Raw genomic sequence first — 16236 nt, forward strand, 5'->3', positions numbered from 1 at the left:
TTGAACTACCTGCCTTTTTTAGTCTAGTCTTGCTGTTTATTACTAAGCGCGCACACCAGACTCTATAAGCGTTTGTTCCAGCGCAGTTATAAACGCTGTGTTCTGTTCAGCAGAGCCCACAGTAACACGAATATAAGTAGGGTAAACTTGATGACCCGCTCTTACTATGATTCCTTTACGCATCAAAGCATCGAAAACCTCGGCTGCAGGTTTACGAACATCTACCATAATGAAGTTCCCGTGTGCAGGGAAGGATTCAAGGCCCAGACGTTTGAATTCACCTTGTAATTGGACAATACCCGCGCTATTAAGACGACGGCATTCTTCCACGTATTCTTGGTCATTCAAGGCAGCAAGAGCCGCCGCTTGCGCAAGACGAGTGGTATTGAAAGGCTCGCGTACCTTGTTGATCAATGAAATAATCTCAGGACTAGCAACGCCATAACCAATACGCAATGCAGCTAAGCCATAAATTTTGGAGAATGTGCGAAGCACAACCAAATTCGTATAACGATTTAATAATTGGATACCGTTGGAGTAAGAAAGATCTGTTACGTACTCACAGTAAGCTTCATCAAGAACAACCATTACATTGGAAGGAACAGCATCAAGGAAAGAAACCAAGGCTTCCTCTGGTACAATCGTTCCTGTTGGGTTATTCGGATTACAAATCCAGATAACCTTCGTACGGTCCGTAATACGGGCCAGCATCCCATCCAGATCATGTGTACCATTTACAAGTGGTACCTCGATGGACACAGCGCCTTCGATATCTGCGTTACTCTTATACACAGAGAAGGTCTGGTCAGCCATGATTGTCTCATCACCTGGCAAGAAGAAAGCACGAGCAATAAGAGCAATAATCTCATCAGAACCACAGCCAAAAATAATATTATCGCTGTTCACACCAAGACGGTTGGCAAGTGCTGCCGTCAACTCAACGGCCGATCCGTCTGGATATAGATAAAGATTCTCAAGCTCTGCTAGAATAGCTTCTTTAGCACTCGGGGAAGCTCCATACGGGTTCTCATTGGATGCAAGCTTAATAACCTCACTTAAGCCAAGCTCCTTCTTAACTTCGTCTATAGGTTTCCCTGGTTTGTAGACAGGGAGATTAACTATATTCGGTTTTGGATTCATGAATAGTCCTCGCTCTCCATAGTTGATTACTCCACTATACACAGGTCAAAATGACACTGTTATGGTCTTTTTAATTGTGCCACAAATTCTCGAATTTGCAACAGCCCCTCATTCCGTGTAGCGGGATTATCGAGCAGCGGAATGACCTCTTCTATTTTACGAACAATCGCACTACCTACTACCACGCCATCGCAAATCTGAGCAAAGCGGGCAACCTGTTCGCCAGTTGAGATCCCAAATCCTACAGCCACCGGCAGATCCGTAGCTTGACGCACGGAATCAATAAACGCCTCTACATCAGCATGGAAAGTGGATCGTTCCCCTGTCACACCTAACGAGGATACACAATAGATAAACCCACTCGCACCTGAGACAATCTTCGCAATACGTTCACTTGAGGTCGGTGCAACTAGTGGAATGAGATTAACGCCAATTTCACTACTGCGGCGACGCATCTCCTCTGATTCCTCGACAGGAAGATCTGGAATAATAAGACCACTAATCTCATGAGCATTCAGTTCTGCGAAAAATGTATCCAGCCCCATTTGCAGGATAGGATTGTAATAGGAAAACAAAATAAAGGGCAGGCTGCTTCCGGCTTGACGAGCTTTTAACGCGGTCTCCATACAGGTACGCAGGTGAACCTCCCCCCGCAGAGCTCGTGCAGACGCTCGCTGAATGACAGGGCCATCTGCTAGCGGATCAGAGTAAGGTACTCCCAGCTCCAAAATGTCTGCACCTGCCGCCTCCAGTTCTGCGATGATGGCAAGCGTAGTCTCCAGATCAGGGTCTCCAACCGTCAGAAAAGGAATTAATGCCGTCTGTTCTTCAGCTTTAAGCTTCCGGAATACCAAATCCATCCGGTTTGTAGTTTCGGTTGTCATTCATTTCCCTTCCCTTCTGTGTACGCCATGATCGATTCCACATCTTTGTCTCCCCGGCCTGACAGGCAGATAACAACAATATCATCCTTGGTAAGGGTTGGACCCATCTTCACTACATGGGCTATCGCATGTGCTGACTCCAAAGCTGGAATAATACCTTCCGTTACACATAGCAGCTTCAGTGCATCAAGCGCCTCAGCATCCGTAATCGGAACATATTTTGCGCGTTCGATATCTTTTAAATAGGAGTGTTCAGGACCTACGCCTGGATAATCCAGACCTGCGGAGATGGAATGAGCCTCTGTTACTTGACCATGTTCATCCTGCAGAAGGTAACTCATCGAACCCTGGAATACGCCATGAGTCCCCTTGCTCATCGTCGCCGCATGAAATGGTGTGTCAATTCCCTTGCCTGCTGCCTCAACACCAATCATACCGACACCTTTATCCTCTACGAATGGATAGAACATGCCGATAGCATTACTACCGCCACCTACTGCAGCAACAAGCACATCCGGCAGTCTTCCTTCAGCCTCAAGAATCTGGCGCCGCGTTTCATCACCAATAACCCTCTGAAAATTACGAACCATCATCGGATAAGGATGTGGGCCTACGGCAGAACCGAGAATGTAGAAAGTATCTTCCACATTGCTAACCCAGTAGCGAAGCGCTTCGTTGCCGGCATCTTTTAAGGTACGCGATCCGGAAGTAACGGGAATCACCTCAGCACCAAGCAGCTTCATACGGAATACATTGAGTGCCTGGCGACGAGTATCCTCTTCCCCCATAAACACTTTACATTCCATACCAAGTAGGGCTGCAACCGTAGCAGTAGCTACACCATGCTGACCAGCTCCAGTCTCGGCGATCACCTTGGTTTTACCCATCATTTTAGCCAGAATTCCCTGACCAATCGCATTGTTAATCTTATGAGCACCTGTATGATTCAAATCTTCACGCTTCAAATATATTTTTGCTTCTCCCAGATGTTTACTTAGACGTTCCGCATAATACAGTGGGGTCTCCCGTCCGGAATATTGCTTTAATAGATAATCTATTTCTTCTTGAAAAGCAGGGTCTGCCGAATACTTCTCATAGGCTTCCTCCAGCTCAATCAATGCAGTCATCAAAGTTTCGGGCACGAAGCGCCCTCCGAATGAACCGAAACGTCCATGCTGGTCCGGTACTTGTGTCATGATTGCTTCACCCTTTCCACAAAAGCTGTCATTTTAATAATATCTTTAACGCCTTCACTCTCTACTCCACTAGATACGTCTACTCCGTACGGAGCATAAGTATCTAGCAACTCTCCTACGTTATTAGGATGAAGTCCGCCAGCCACAAATAACGGCAAACCATTTCGTAGCGCGATTTCCTGATAATCAGGCAACCTCTCCCAAGCGAACGTGCGCCCAGAGCCGCCGCTCTGCTGAGGATCATAAGTATCTAACAATACAGCATCAACGAAGCCTGCGTATTGTTCCAATGTATATTTGTTATCAGCGTCATCACACTCTTTATCAGCAACAGACAATGCCTTCCACACCTGAACGTGTGGGAAAGCTTGCTGAACCTTTTGACAAAAGGCTGGACTTTCCTGCCCATGTAGCTGAATGACATCTAGTGACACAACGGAGAGCAGTTCGCTCAGCTCATCCAGCTCTGGATTAACAAAAACCCCAGCAGCTTTAGGTTTTTCACTAGTCTTCCATTGCGGAAGTTCAGCAATCAGTTCGGAAGCACGCTCCAGAGTAACCCTGCGACGACTAGGAGCGAATACAAATCCAATATAATCTAGTGGTAAGTGTAACATACATTTTAGCACTTCAACGTCCTGAAGTCCACAGATTTTTACCAATGTCTCAGCCATGCCGGACACGGTCCTTTCCATTTGGAAGCATTCCTAGCAATCCATTTACCGCTTCTTCTACATTTGCCTGACGCATTAGATATTCCCCTACGAGGACCCCGTGAGCGCCAGTCGTTCTTAAGTAGTCAATATCACTTGGCCCTGCAATTCCGCTTTCACTGATCACAGGTACCCCTTGAGGTACTAGTGCTGCCAGCTCTGCCGTTGTCTCTAAGGACGTCTCAAAGGTACGCAGATTACGATTATTAATACCCAGCAGAATATTAGGATGTGTTATCTTGTCTGTACTTAATACCACTGCAAGCTCATTCCGATCATGAACTTCGATTAATACATCCATTCCAAGCCCAGTAGCTATTTCTATAAAATGAGACAGTTTATCCGGTGTCAAAATAGCAACGATTAACAACACCGCATCTGCTCCAAGAATACGCGCTTCATAAATTTGTTTCTCATCGATAATGAAATCTTTGCGTAGCAGCGGCAGATTTACAGCTTCCTTCACGTGCTGCAAGTAAGCAGCGCTTCCCTGAAAATAATCCGTATCCGTCAAAACAGATAAACAATCAGCGCCGCCCGCTTCATAACCTTTTGCAATGGAAACAGGATCGAAATCCTCACGAATCAGCCCTTTTGAAGGGGATGCCTTCTTTACCTCCGCTATCAAACCTATATCCCTGTTCTTCCCCTGGGTCAGAGCCTTACGAAAGCCTCTAGTCTGAGGGAGTGCTGCTATATCACGTTCAGCTTGAGCTAGAGAAAAGCTATTACTGAGCACCTCCACCTCTTTGATCTTTGTAGCGACAATTTTATCAAGATACATAATTAAGCTCCTCCGTCATCACAACAAGCTGTTTCAGCTTGGATAATGCCTTACCCGAATCCACTACTTCTTTAGCTTTCTCGACGCCTCCGGCCATGGTATCTGCCAGACCCGCAACATATATACATGCTCCTGCATTAGCTAACACGATATCTCGGTAGGGATTGATCTCACCTTGGAGCACAGAGGTAATAATTGCTGCGTTCTCTGCTGCGTCTCCACCCAAAACAGCTTCAAGTGGATGTCTGTTAAGACCTAATCCCTCCGGAGTAATTTCATAAGTGGTCACTACACCCTCTTTTAGTTCAGACACTAATGTAGAGGCAGAGATGCTGATCTCGTCCAGACCATCCGAACTGCTTACAACCATTGCGCGCTTGGAACCTAGCTCCTTCAGTACATTAGCCACCGTCTCCGTCTTATTTCGGTCATAAATCCCTAGGAGCTGACGGTCAGCTCCAGCGGGATTCGTAAGAGGACCCAGCATATTGAAGATCGTACGTACACCAAGCTCCTTGCGAGGAGCTGCTGCATGCCGCATCGAAGGATGATAAATTTGTGCGAATAAAAAGCAAATGCCGATACGATCCAGACATTCTCGGGCTTGGTCTGCATTCAGATGAATGTTTACGCCAAGGGCTTCAAGTACATCCGCACTTCCCGCTCTGCCTGAAGCAGAGCGATTTCCATGCTTGGCAACTCTTACAGAAGCCGCTGATGAAATAATTGCTGAGGCGGTTGAAATATTAAATTTATGGATGCCGGAACCGCCCGTACCACAAGTATCTAACAAGCGTGCGCGATCAGTCAGTACGGATGTGCCGAACCCTCTCATAGCTTCTGCAAAACCCGTAATCTCCTCCACGGTTTCTCCTTTAATTCGTAAAGCGGTCAGCAGTGAACCGATTTGCGCTTGTGAAGCATCTCCTAGCATTATAGCACCCATTATATCCCGTGCTTCTGTACGTGTCAGATTCTTGCCTTCGATTAGTCCGGCGATTCCTGATTGAATTAATTTCGTTGCATCCATAATGTTCTTCCTCCCAGCCTTAATGAGTTACTATATAAATCAAACCACTTGTTCAGGGGTATATTCGTACATATAATCTTGGTTGATAACTTGTTTTTCTTTCACTTCGGTTGGAAACATAGCTTCTGCCATACGAATAGCTTTCAGCATGCCCTTCGCCTTATTCACCGTTTCTTCATACTCTTTCTCGGGAACCGAATCCCAAACGATACCTGCTCCGGCCTGTACGTACGCACGACCTTTCCGGAAGATGATGGTACGAATGGTGATACAAGAATCCATGTTTCCTGAGAACCCTAAATATCCAATTGCTCCGGCATAAGCACCTCGAGCTTCTTTTTCCAGCTCTGCTATAATCTCCATTGCTCGCAGCTTCGGTGCCCCAGAAACCGTTCCGGCAGGCAGACAGGAGAGAAAGGCATCAAAGAAATCTTTATCCTCACTGAGCGTGCCTGACACATTCGATACCATGTGCATGACATGGGAGTATCTTTCAATCTCCATAAAGGAATCACATTTTACTGAACCAAATTTGGATACTCTCCCTAGATCATTACGACCCAGATCAACAAGCATCAGATGTTCCGCACGTTCTTTTTCATCCTCCAAGAGCTCCGCAGCAAACGCCCGGTCTGCTGCTTCACTGTCACCCCTTGGTCTAGTTCCAGCAATCGGCCGTGTCTCTACACGATTTCCATCCACCTTTACGAGTGCTTCAGGTGAAGTGCCAACAATAATCTCCTCGTCCATTTTCAAATAGTACATATAAGGAGAGGGGTTAAGAGTTCTGAGCATCCGGTATACATGCAATGGAGAAACTTCCGTTTCAATATGCAACCGCTGTGACAATACCACTTGAAAAATATCGCCTGAGCGAATATATTCCTTCGCCTGTTCTACATTGTTGATGTACTGCTCTTTAGTGAGATTAGAATGAATCTCTCCAAGCTCGATATCCTGCGGAATGCTGCGACGATTCACATTTTCCTTAGGGCCTTCTTTTTGTAGATCTTCGGCCATAGCCTCCAGCTTACGACTCAGACTTTCATAATTGGATCTGATATCCGAATCTGTATCTCCGTCTTTTACATGCAGGTTACCAACAAGCAGAATCTGTTGCTTCACATGGTCAAAAACAATAATCCGATCGCAAAACATAAATCTTATATCATCCATTTGGAGATCATCCACAGGATGCTGAGGTAACTTCTCATAATATTGCAGCAGATCATATCCGAAAAATCCGATAGCCCCTCCAGTAAATGGAGGCATTTCGTCAAGCTTAGGACTACGGTATGAACGAAGTAACGCTTTAAGCTCCTCAATCGGCTTTCCGTATAGTTGCTTCTTCTCTCCGCCGACTTCAACGTTAATTGCACCCTTTTTACCGGATATCATCAAAAAGGGATCGCTACCGATGAACGAATACCGTGCCCATTGTTTTCCACCCTCTACACTTTCAAGTAAGAACGCGCGATCACGTTCAGCGAAACGTTGGAATAATCGGATAGGTGTTTCCATATCCGCGAGCAGTCGCTTTACAACAGGAATCAGATTATAATCCCGCGACAGCTTTACCACCTCTTGAACACTTGGATTCGTCATTGTTAGATGCCCCCTTAGATATATGAATGGTTCCGAAATACAAAAAAACCCTCTACCGAAGTAGAGGGTTTGTGTAAGTAAGTATATGTTTTTGAGCATGGATTAGCATAATTATGTAGTGTTTACAGACTTATCCCTAAATAAGATATATCACTGATAAATGACTTCAGTGCATATCAAAATAAAGACTCTGCTTACACGATACATGCTAATCTAAAAAACTTCTCGCACTCTGCTCAACTATACTCATCTCAACTAAACTAAACTCTTCTATACTCGGCTAACTACACTATACATGATGACGAGGGTCATTGACAACCCACAACTATAATTTAAGACTTGCTCTCTGATAAATCCGGACGTAGCTTCTGAGCCTCATTCAGATAAACGTGGCGAATCTCACGCTGCGATTTATCCGTATTAATCTGTACCATCAACCGGATACACATCGGCAAGCTTCCTTTAACCGGGATTTCCGTTGAACACATAAGTGGAACCATTTCCCAGCCTTCAATCTCACGAATAGCTCTTGCAGGAAAAGTAGCATCCAGATCATTGGTCATCGTAATCCATACATTGCTTATATTCTCAGCTATAACATCATTACGTTCTACGATCTCCCGCAGCAATATAACGGTCTCACGTAAAATCTCTGCCTCTTCGTTCTTAGTCACGGTTGTTGCTCCGCGAATTCCTCGGTTTACCACGGTCTTCCCTCCTTCTTAAGCTCTGCGAGAACCTCTCGCACAAGCGACTCCTGCACATCGTTCACAATGCTTACAGAGCCTATGGAATCAGGCACGATAAAGGTCATCTTGCCTTCCTTGAATTTCTTATCATGCATCATAGCGTCCATCAGTTCATCTTCATCATACTCGGAAGGAAGCCGTACAGGCAGTGACAGCGCGGTCAGCATAGATACAGTATCCTCATAAATGGAAGTATCCCGCCCAAGCTTCGCAGCCAATAGCGCTGAACCCGCCATCCCAATCGCAATCGCTTCTCCGTGCAGAAACACACCATACCCACCAACTGCTTCAATGGCATGTCCGATCGTATGTCCAAGGTTCAATATCGCTCGAAGTCCATGCTCACGCTCATCATTCGCCACTACATCTGCCTTAATTGCACAGCCACGCTCTAAAGCATAACCTAAGGCTTCGACATTCAGCTCTAGCAGCTCTTCGGCATGATCACGACACCAATATGCGAACTCTTTGTCCACGAGGAGACCGTGCTTTAACACTTCAGCCAGACCTGATGACACTTGCCGTGCTGGAAGAGTACGTAATGTATCCAAATCGTAGAGTACCATTGACGGTTGATAGAAAGCCCCTATCATATTTTTGGCTAATGGATGATTGACCGCCACTTTACCACCCACACTACTATCATGAGCTAGGATCGTCGTTGGAATTTGCAGAAAGCCGATTCCACGCATATAGGTTGCTGCTACAAATCCTGCTAAATCGCCAACCACGCCGCCGCCTAAAGCTAAAACTGCTGAATTGCGATCTAATCCTGCTTGAATCGCGGTTGTCATGACTTCTTCATACACGGCTAATGATTTAGAGGCTTCACCTGCCGTCATTATGTGACTAACCACAGTATAACCGTGAGAACGTAAAGCTTCTTCAAGTGCCGGCAAGTACCTTGGCGCTACTTCAGTATCACTCACTACTAACAGTGGACTACGCTCCGAAAATCCGGCCTCAGTACAATAATGGGCGATGTCCTTTAGTAAACCACTACCGATAAGAATAGGATACGAGCGGTCGCCCAAATCTACATTAATAGTACGCATAATTAGTAGCTCTCCAGCTGTGATAGGTAATTTTCATAGTTCGCTTTAATTTCTTCCAGTGAGTCGCCACCGAATTTATCAAGGAAAGCTTTTGCGATTTCCCAAGCTACTACGTTTTCCAGAACAACACACGCCGCTGGAACTGCACAAGCGTCGGAGCGTTCAACTTGCGCTGTAAATGGTTCTTTCGTGTCAATATCCACACTTTGAAGCGGTTTATAAAGGGTAGGGATCGGCTTCATGACACCGCGAACTACAACCGGCATGCCGTTAGTCATACCACCTTCAAAACCACCTAAGCGATTACTTGCACGGTAGTATCCTTTAGAAGCTTCATACATAATTTCATCATGGACTTGCGATCCTCGCAATTTGCCAGCTTCAAACCCAATGCCAATTTCAACGCCTTTGAATGCATTAATCGACATTACCGCCCCAGCGATTGCTCCGTCAAGCTTCCGGTCAGACTGTACATAACTGCCAAGTCCGATAGGAAGTCCTTCGACGATACATTCAACGATTCCACCGATGGAGTCTCCCTCTTCCTTAATCTGATCTATGTAAGCCTCCATCTTCTGTTCCGTTTCTTTGTCGACAACTCTGACAGAGGACTGTTCTGTCCGCTCAATCAGCTCATCAATAGGCAGATCGTTAGCAGGCGCTTCAATTTCACCGATACGAATAACTTGCCCTGCTACCTTCACGCCAAAAGCTGCAAGCAGCTGTCTGGCTACAGCGCCACATGCAACTCTGGCTGCTGTTTCGCGAGCACTGGAGCGCTCCAGTACGTTACGAAGATCTGTATGGTTGTACTTCAATCCGCCATTCAGGTCTGCATGGCCAGGACGCGGCCGATTTACGCGGCGTTTTTCTTCGTCACTGCCAGGAATAGGCTCGATATTCATGATGTTCTTCCAGTGGGTCCAGTCTTTATTCTCTACTACCAAGGCTACTGGAGCACCTGTAGTATAGCCATGACGCACTCCACCTACAATTTGTGCCGTATCTTTCTCAATCTGCATGCGACGTCCACGTCCATAACCCTTTTGTCGACGCTGCAATTGAAAATTAAGCTCTTCAAAATCCAATGTCAAATTACTTGGCAATCCCTCAATAATGGCCGTAAGCTGGGGGCCGTGCGTTTCCCCCGCTGTTAAATAGCGCAAACTCATGCTGCGTTCCCCCTTTTATACTTTTAAACTGTAAACCGCTAAAATCCTAATGATCTTTGCTCATTATAGTATAGGCAATCCTCTTTGACAAGAAAGGGATCTCCCTAAAACGACTCCATTCGCGACAAAATGAATTGGTTTTTGTGTAAAGAAAAAGCGCCATTCATACTCTAAAGAGTATGAATGGCGCTCCTCGGCTCGGTCCGGCACTTGTTAGCTTCCGATCCGCTGACTTGTTGAAGGAAATGTAGACTTACGCTCTTCCAGTTGCAGAAGGCGCTTCAATTGCATTTCTTCTACACCGAGAATTTGCCCGCACTCACGAACGGTAATAAAGCCTCGTTTGTACGCGGCAATGACCTTGCTTTTGTCCATCGGTTTAACGATCCTTTCGCTTAGCTTACAGATTCTACTACCCAGTATCACTGAACGATAGCGAAAGTATACCTATAAAAGTACACAGACGAAGGAGCAAGAAGTATTTATTTTTTACGATAGAAAAAGGTTTCCGTCGATTCAAAGCCATATTGCGCTGGCGTAAAGATCTGCTCTGTACTACCTACAAACAAATACCCGCCTGGACGTAAACTAGCCGAGAACTTATGGTAGAGCTTATTCTTCGCCTCTTCAGTAAAATAGATCATTACATTGCGACAAATGATAAGATCAAAACCCTCATCGAACTTGTCCAGCAGTAGGTTCTGTTTACGGAAATCTATGTTTTTCTTAAGCGTGTCGCTAACTTTGAATAAATGACCCTCGGGTTTAAAGTAACGCGCAGCAACATCCTTAGGCACATCCTTTAAAGAACGTTCCAGATACAAACCTTGCTTTGCTTTGGAAAGCGCACCGTCGTCAATATCCGTAGCCAGAATGCCAGTCTGCCCCAATAAATTCTTATCCGATAAAATCATAGCCAGCGTATAGGGTTCTTCTCCAGTGGAACATGCAGCGCTCCACAGTTTCAATCTGCGACCAGATTGTTGTATGTCAGGAAGAATGATATCTCGCAGTACTTCCCACCGATTCGGATTCCGCCAAAACTCGGAGACATTAATCGTCATTCGGTCCAAAAATTCATAAAATAATTCCTTGTCCTTCATCATTGCGGCAAAAAAATCACTAAAGGTTTGATATCCATTCTTCACACGAAGAGTCGTTAAACGCCGCTTCATCTGCGCTTCTTTATACTGAGCCAGATCAATTCCGGTGCTTTGCTTAACATGATGAATAAACCCGATGTAATCTGAATCTGCTGTTAATGCTGCAACATTACGATCAGACATGTTAATCCCCCGCCTCCCGCTTGGCTCCTACATCCAGACTGCGATCTCTTTGTTATAAAGATTCAATTCATCTGGAGTAAAGAAATTAGCAATTTCTCGTTCTGCACTTTCAGGCGAGTCTGATCCATGAATTAAATTAAGCGGTGTATGGCTGGCAAAGTCGCCTCGAATCGTACCCGGCAAGGCTTCTCCTACCTTCGTCTTACCAATGAGCGTACGGGATAATGCTACAACATCATCACCTTCCCATACCATTGCAAACACTGGACCTGAAGTTATAAAAGAAACCAACTCTGAAAAAAAGTCCTTGCCAGCATGCTCCGCATAATGTCTCTTTGCTTGGTCTTCACTAACTGTAATCAGCTTTGCAGCGACCAGCTTAAAGCCCTTATCTTCAAAGCGTGAGACAATACGCCCAATTAATCCACGTTGTACTCCATCCGGTTTGACCATCAGATACGTCTTTTCCATAGAGGCACTCTCCAATTTCCCATTAGTTGGGTTGTTTTGACGCTATCTTAACAGAAACCGAGCTTTCTGGAAACGTTTAATTTCATGATCACCAAAATACTAATAAGCTCTACCTGTTACAAAAAAGGCAATATCGCGCAGATTACGCTTAGTCTTGTTGTTAGGCAACTGATCTAGTGCAGCAAGTGCCTTCGCGATATATCGCGAAGCCAGCTCCTCGGAACGGACAATTCCGTCTCCAGAAAGAATAAGATCAATAGCACGCCCTACTGTGCTGTGCCCTTCACGAATAGACTTCAACTCCTCAAGAAGCGGAGCTCGCAATCTTTCATCCTCCAGGCTATAAATGACAGGAAGGGTGATGTTCCCTTGCCGCATATCACTTCCTGGAGGTTTACCGATTTGCTTTTCGGTGCCTGAGAGGTCAAGTAAATCATCACGAATCTGGAAAGCCATCCCTACATTGTATCCATAATTATAAAGTAGACGAGCCACCTCTGGTTCAGCATCAGCAGCAAGTGCACCTAATTGGCAACTGACTGCAATCAACAGCGCTGTTTTGCGGCGAATCCGCCGCAGGTAATGACGCACACTTTGCTCACTGTTGAAGAAGTCACGAATCTGCTCCATCTCACCGATCGACATTTCAATCATGGCCTTGGACAAAATCTGATGAATTCGCGGATTCTTCAGCTCCGTCGTCATCACCAGTGCTTTCGCATATATGTAGTCACCGGTGTACATGGCAATTTTATCGCCCCATTTGGCCTTAACAGTAAGTTCACCCCGGCGCAGTTCTGCATCGTCAATGACATCATCGTGAACTAGTGAAGCGCTATGAATTAGTTCTAGCGGTATCGCCACACGCTTCAGCTTCTCAAGATCATACTTTCCAAATTTCCCACCCATCAAAACAAATACGGGACGCAATCTTTTACCGCCAGCTTTTAATAAATGCAGAGAAGTCTCGGTTAGTAGGTCGTCATCACCCTGTACGCTACGGTACAAATCTTTTTCAATCTGATCCATGTCTCTGTTCAGTAATCCGAATATTTGCAGTCGTTTCATTCCTTCACCCGTGTCAACAGTTTATGACTCCAAATCTCCATCTTCACTGCCTGCGGCAGCAGACCCATCTCATAGGCATAGCGGAAATAGAGGTTCAGACCTTTCTGCTGCCTTTCTCCAAAATCATAGCTTAAATTGCGAAAGTACCCTTCCCAATAAGACTTAGTTCCTCCAATTGTCGAGCAGGCTGCAAGTACTATAGGATCTAAATCACTTAGTCCCCGCAGTTTACTCTCAGCAAAAGCTTCTGCAATCTCCGCAATGGCTTCCGGTTTGTCATTCGCAGCTTTTCGATTCACTGCCCAGACCGCAAAGGTCATCCCTAAGCCCGTCCATTCTTTCCAAAGCTCCGCCAGATCCGTAACGATATACCCTTGATCCTGCCAAGAGGCTTTAATCGCATGATCACCAATGAGTAAGCAGGCATCTGCTTGATGCATCATAGCATCCAAATCAGGATTAGCGCTAATATATTCTGGTTTATTGCCAAAAGCCTTTTCCATTAAAATTTTCAGCAAATTTACCGATGTTGCAGAAGTGTTCGTAACAGCAATCGTACCTGTACCTATCTGTGCAAGAGGCACTCGAGAAAAAAGAAAAATAGACCTCACAGGACCGTCCGCACTTACCGATAAATCAGGTAACAGCAATAACTTATCACTGGCTTCAGCATACGCAAAAGAGGATAATGCACCCACATGAATCGTTCCACGACTCATCCCCTGATTAAGAATGGCAGGTACCTCACTCACCATCTCTGCCGGATATTTCAGTGCAGAGGGATGAAAATTGTGAAATACCGGCCATGAGTTAGTATAGCTGATTTTGCCTATGATGGTGTGGCTGTTATTCTCCATCCTTTCAATCCCCCCATCTGCGAAATAATTGATGTTCAATATTAAAGCTGTCAAGCACTTTACCCACCATGAAATTAATCAGATCATCCATACTTTGTGGCCCAAAGTAAAACGCCGGCATTGCCGGAATGATCCGAACCCCCAGACGGGACAGCTTCAACATATTCTCAAGATGAATAGCATGCAGAGGTGTCTCACGAGGAACAAGGACCAGTGGACGTCCTTCCTTAAGCATAACATCAGCAGCACGAGTCATCAGATTGTCGGAGGTTCCATTAGCAACCGCAGACAATGTTCCCATGGAACAAGGCATAATAATCATCCCTTCCACACGAAACGAACCACTTGCAATAGATGCACCGATATCAGCGACAGGATGATAAAGTAGAGAACCGGGATAGCCTTTGAACTTTTCGTTCAAAAAGCCTTCCCGGTCTGATGCGATATAACCTAGTTCTTCTTTAAAAACGCGCCAGCCCGCATTACTTACTACCAAATGAACGGAGTAGCCTAGCGATAGCAACGTTTCGATCAGACGAATACCATAAATAGCACCGCTTGCCCCTGTAATTCCTACCACGAAGTTTTTCGGTTTAGTAAGCGTCATTTTTTGAAATGCACCACCAAGTCAATCAGAGTGAAAGAGAACACCACGATGCTTAGCACGCCGTTCATAGTGAAAAAAGCGGTCTGTAAACGACTGAGATCACTCGGAGATACAATATAATGCTCATAAAAGAGAATAATATATGCGAGGATCATACCAGCCACATACCACCAGCTTAAATCCGTCAAAAACAGCAGCGATACGAATCCAATCGCCGTAAGAATGTGAAACACACGAGCAATAACGAGTGCACCTTGGACCCCAAATCGCACTGGAATGGATTTTAAGCCTTCTTTAAGATCAAATTCAACATCCTGACAAGAGTATATAACATCAAAACCAGCCGTCCAAAACACAATTGTGAAGTAAAATACCATTGAAGTCCAATTCACACTACCGGTCACAGCTACCCAGCCGCCCAGCGGTGCAAGCGCAATGGTGAGGCCGAGGATAAGATGGCATGCCCATGTAAAGCGCTTAGTGAATGAATAAATAACAAGAAGGAATACAGCGATAGGTAACAGCTTAGCTGACAAAGGATTCAATTTAAAGGCTGCCCAAAAGAGCAAGAAAAACGAAATGCCTATAAAAATGACAACTTCACCGATCTTAAGTAACCCTGCAGGAATCGCTCTTCCCGCTGTGCGTGGATTCTTGGCATCACTGATTCGGTCTATCAATCGATTCAATCCCATAGCTGCACTGCGTGCTCCAAACATAGCGATTACAATCCAGCCAATTTGACTCCAGGATGGGAGGCTATCATTCATGACCACAGATCCCAGTAAAGCACCCATAAAGGCAAAGGGTAAAGCAAATACCGTATGTTCAAACTTAATCATTTGTAAAAAGATACCGATTTTCTTAAACATTCCCGTTCTCCTTGAGCCCAATATGTAATGCCGCGATGCCTCCGGTCAAGGGGAAGGATTCCACTTTTTGAAGTCCGGTTTCACGGAAGATAGTGGCCAGTTGCTCCCGGTCTGGGAACATTGCCAATGATTCTGGCAGCCATTTGTATTGCTCGTACCTTTTCGCGAATAACTTACCCAGCAATGGAAGCACACGCTGGAAATAAAAGAAATATACACCTTTAAACGGCTGTTTCATCGGCTTGGATAGCTCCAAACATACAACCATTCCACCAGGTTTCACTACCCGCTTCATTTCGTTAAGCACTTGAACAGGATCTGGCACATTGCGTAGTCCAAATCCAATCGTTGCATAATCAAACGCATTGTCTTCAAAAGGCAGCTCCATAGCATTGCCCTGCACCAGCGAAATACGGTCCTGAAGCTTGCGCTCTTCCACTTTGCGGCGACCTACTTCAAGCATACCTGCGCTGAAATCCAGTCCGATTACATTGCCAGTCTGCGAGGCTTCCGCCAAAGCGATGCTCCAATCACAGGTTCCGCAACATAGGTCAACGGCCGAATCCCCGCGCTTCATCCCCATCTTCTTCATCGTGAATTTACGCCATGCCTTGTGGCGGCGAAAGCTTAGGATGTCATTCATCAAATCGTATTTTCCAGCAATACTCTCAAATACGGAATGTACAAACTGCTCTTTTGGTTTGCTGTTGTCACCCACAGCAGTTGTCGTTTTTTCCATAGTCATCC

General features: G+C 45.4%; 18 protein-coding genes. All 18 read right to left on the bottom strand.

Translation table 11 applies throughout. The features are described from left to right. Window positions 1-42: 42 nt before the first annotated feature. The 18 genes from hisC to NST34_RS22340 all read right to left on the bottom strand — a co-directional run bounded on the left by hisC (window position 43) and on the right by NST34_RS22340 (window position 16234). Window positions 43-1140, bottom strand: coding sequence for a histidinol-phosphate transaminase (gene hisC / locus NST34_RS22255; RefSeq protein ID WP_341128792.1), 1098 nt, complete (start codon window positions 1138-1140; stop codon window positions 43-45). Window positions 1141-1199: 59 nt separating this feature from the next. Then, a complete protein-coding gene (gene trpA, locus NST34_RS22260) occupies window positions 1200-2024 on the bottom strand; it encodes a tryptophan synthase subunit alpha (RefSeq protein WP_341128793.1) in 825 nt (274 codons plus the stop codon). Beyond that, a complete protein-coding gene (gene trpB, locus NST34_RS22265; RefSeq protein ID WP_042190170.1) occupies window positions 2021-3220 on the bottom strand; it encodes a tryptophan synthase subunit beta in 1200 nt (399 codons plus the stop codon). The genes trpA and trpB overlap by 4 nt, the downstream gene beginning before the upstream one ends. After that, window positions 3217-3894: a phosphoribosylanthranilate isomerase gene (locus NST34_RS22270; RefSeq protein ID WP_341129580.1), complete on the bottom strand. Its 678-nt coding sequence runs from the start codon at window positions 3892-3894 to the stop codon at window positions 3217-3219. The genes trpB and NST34_RS22270 overlap by 4 nt, the downstream gene beginning before the upstream one ends. Further along, a complete protein-coding gene (gene trpC / locus NST34_RS22275) occupies window positions 3887-4717 on the bottom strand; it encodes an indole-3-glycerol phosphate synthase TrpC (RefSeq protein WP_341128794.1) in 831 nt (276 codons plus the stop codon). Before trpC ends, NST34_RS22270 begins: the two co-directional genes overlap by 8 nt. After that, the gene (gene trpD / locus NST34_RS22280; RefSeq protein WP_042190176.1) at window positions 4707-5747 is read right to left on the bottom strand and encodes an anthranilate phosphoribosyltransferase; all 1041 of its coding nucleotides are present in this window, start codon (window positions 5745-5747) and stop codon (window positions 4707-4709) included. The genes trpC and trpD overlap by 11 nt, the downstream gene beginning before the upstream one ends. A gap of 39 nt (window positions 5748-5786) precedes the next feature. After that, the gene (gene trpE / locus NST34_RS22285) at window positions 5787-7352 is read right to left on the bottom strand and encodes an anthranilate synthase component I (protein WP_340971559.1); all 1566 of its coding nucleotides are present in this window, start codon (window positions 7350-7352) and stop codon (window positions 5787-5789) included. 332 nt (window positions 7353-7684) lie between these two features. Further along, window positions 7685-8059: a chorismate mutase gene (gene aroH / locus NST34_RS22290; protein ID WP_042190180.1), complete on the bottom strand. Its 375-nt coding sequence runs from the start codon at window positions 8057-8059 to the stop codon at window positions 7685-7687. Next, window positions 8053-9156 carry a 3-dehydroquinate synthase gene (gene aroB, locus NST34_RS22295; RefSeq protein ID WP_076284564.1) on the bottom strand — a complete coding sequence of 368 codons (1104 nt, stop codon included), beginning with the start codon at window positions 9154-9156 and terminating at the stop codon, window positions 8053-8055. The genes aroH and aroB overlap by 7 nt, the downstream gene beginning before the upstream one ends. A gap of 2 nt (window positions 9157-9158) precedes the next feature. Further along, window positions 9159-10328, bottom strand: a complete 1170-nt coding sequence (gene aroC / locus NST34_RS22300) for a chorismate synthase (RefSeq protein ID WP_042190184.1) — start codon at window positions 10326-10328, stop codon at window positions 9159-9161. Window positions 10329-10541: 213 nt separating this feature from the next. Then, window positions 10542-10703 (bottom strand): hypothetical protein, encoded by a 162-nt coding sequence (locus NST34_RS22305; protein ID WP_170880309.1) that lies wholly within the window; start codon window positions 10701-10703, stop codon window positions 10542-10544. 107 nt (window positions 10704-10810) lie between these two features. Beyond that, a complete protein-coding gene (locus tag NST34_RS22310) occupies window positions 10811-11614 on the bottom strand; it encodes a CheR family methyltransferase (protein ID WP_076284563.1) in 804 nt (267 codons plus the stop codon). Window positions 11615-11641: 27 nt separating this feature from the next. Beyond that, window positions 11642-12085: a nucleoside-diphosphate kinase gene (gene ndk, locus NST34_RS22315; protein ID WP_060622704.1), complete on the bottom strand. Its 444-nt coding sequence runs from the start codon at window positions 12083-12085 to the stop codon at window positions 11642-11644. Window positions 12086-12184: 99 nt separating this feature from the next. Further along, window positions 12185-13153 carry a polyprenyl synthetase family protein gene (locus NST34_RS22320; RefSeq protein WP_076284562.1) on the bottom strand — a complete coding sequence of 323 codons (969 nt, stop codon included), beginning with the start codon at window positions 13151-13153 and terminating at the stop codon, window positions 12185-12187. Continuing rightward, complete coding sequence (locus NST34_RS22325; RefSeq protein WP_076299575.1) at window positions 13150-14010, bottom strand: menaquinone biosynthetic enzyme MqnA/MqnD family protein; 861 nt, start codon at window positions 14008-14010, stop codon at window positions 13150-13152. The genes NST34_RS22320 and NST34_RS22325 overlap by 4 nt, the downstream gene beginning before the upstream one ends. A 4-nt stretch (window positions 14011-14014) precedes the next feature. Continuing rightward, on the bottom strand, window positions 14015-14617 hold the full coding sequence (locus NST34_RS22330) for a UbiX family flavin prenyltransferase (RefSeq protein WP_042190195.1): 603 nt from the start codon (window positions 14615-14617) through the stop codon (window positions 14015-14017). Further along, entirely contained in the window at window positions 14614-15489 is an 876-nt protein-coding gene (locus tag NST34_RS22335; protein ID WP_042190197.1) for a UbiA-like polyprenyltransferase, read from the bottom strand. The genes NST34_RS22330 and NST34_RS22335 overlap by 4 nt, the downstream gene beginning before the upstream one ends. Beyond that, the gene (locus tag NST34_RS22340) at window positions 15482-16234 is read right to left on the bottom strand and encodes a demethylmenaquinone methyltransferase (protein ID WP_094870064.1); all 753 of its coding nucleotides are present in this window, start codon (window positions 16232-16234) and stop codon (window positions 15482-15484) included. Before NST34_RS22340 ends, NST34_RS22335 begins: the two co-directional genes overlap by 8 nt. Between the last annotated feature and the right edge of the window lie 2 nt (window positions 16235-16236).

This window comes from Paenibacillus sp. FSL H7-0714, from assembly GCF_038003765.1.
GTDB lineage: Bacteria > Bacillota > Bacilli > Paenibacillales > Paenibacillaceae > Paenibacillus_AQ.

Bases quoted from the DNA above. Each gene is read 5' to 3' on its own strand.
- NST34_RS22270 (WP_341129580.1), bottom strand. From the start codon at position 3,894: ATGGCTGAGACATTGGTAAAAATCTGTGGACTTCAGGACGTTGAAGTG.
- ndk (WP_060622704.1), bottom strand. From the start codon at position 12,085: ATGGAAAAGACGTATCTGATGGTCAAACCGGATGGAGTACAACGTGGA.
- trpD (WP_042190176.1), bottom strand. From the start codon at position 5,747: ATGGATGCAACGAAATTAATTCAATCAGGAATCGCCGGACTAATCGAA.
- NST34_RS22330 (WP_042190195.1), bottom strand. From the start codon at position 14,617: ATGACGCTTACTAAACCGAAAAACTTCGTGGTAGGAATTACAGGGGCA.
- aroC (WP_042190184.1), bottom strand. From the start codon at position 10,328: ATGAGTTTGCGCTATTTAACAGCGGGGGAAACGCACGGCCCCCAGCTT.
- trpA (WP_341128793.1), bottom strand. From the start codon at position 2,024: ATGACAACCGAAACTACAAACCGGATGGATTTGGTATTCCGGAAGCTT.
- trpC (WP_341128794.1), bottom strand. From the start codon at position 4,717: ATGTATCTTGATAAAATTGTCGCTACAAAGATCAAAGAGGTGGAGGTG.
- NST34_RS22340 (WP_094870064.1), bottom strand. From the start codon at position 16,234: ATGACTATGGAAAAAACGACAACTGCTGTGGGTGACAACAGCAAACCA.
- NST34_RS22305 (WP_170880309.1), bottom strand. From the start codon at position 10,703: ATGGACAAAAGCAAGGTCATTGCCGCGTACAAACGAGGCTTTATTACC.
- NST34_RS22320 (WP_076284562.1), bottom strand. From the start codon at position 13,153: ATGAAACGACTGCAAATATTCGGATTACTGAACAGAGACATGGATCAG.
- trpE (WP_340971559.1), bottom strand. From the start codon at position 7,352: ATGACGAATCCAAGTGTTCAAGAGGTGGTAAAGCTGTCGCGGGATTAT.
- trpB (WP_042190170.1), bottom strand. From the start codon at position 3,220: ATGACACAAGTACCGGACCAGCATGGACGTTTCGGTTCATTCGGAGGG.
- aroB (WP_076284564.1), bottom strand. From the start codon at position 9,156: ATGCGTACTATTAATGTAGATTTGGGCGACCGCTCGTATCCTATTCTT.
- NST34_RS22325 (WP_076299575.1), bottom strand. From the start codon at position 14,010: ATGGAGAATAACAGCCACACCATCATAGGCAAAATCAGCTATACTAAC.
- hisC (WP_341128792.1), bottom strand. From the start codon at position 1,140: ATGAATCCAAAACCGAATATAGTTAATCTCCCTGTCTACAAACCAGGG.
- NST34_RS22335 (WP_042190197.1), bottom strand. From the start codon at position 15,489: ATGTTTAAGAAAATCGGTATCTTTTTACAAATGATTAAGTTTGAACAT.
- NST34_RS22310 (WP_076284563.1), bottom strand. From the start codon at position 11,614: ATGTCTGATCGTAATGTTGCAGCATTAACAGCAGATTCAGATTACATC.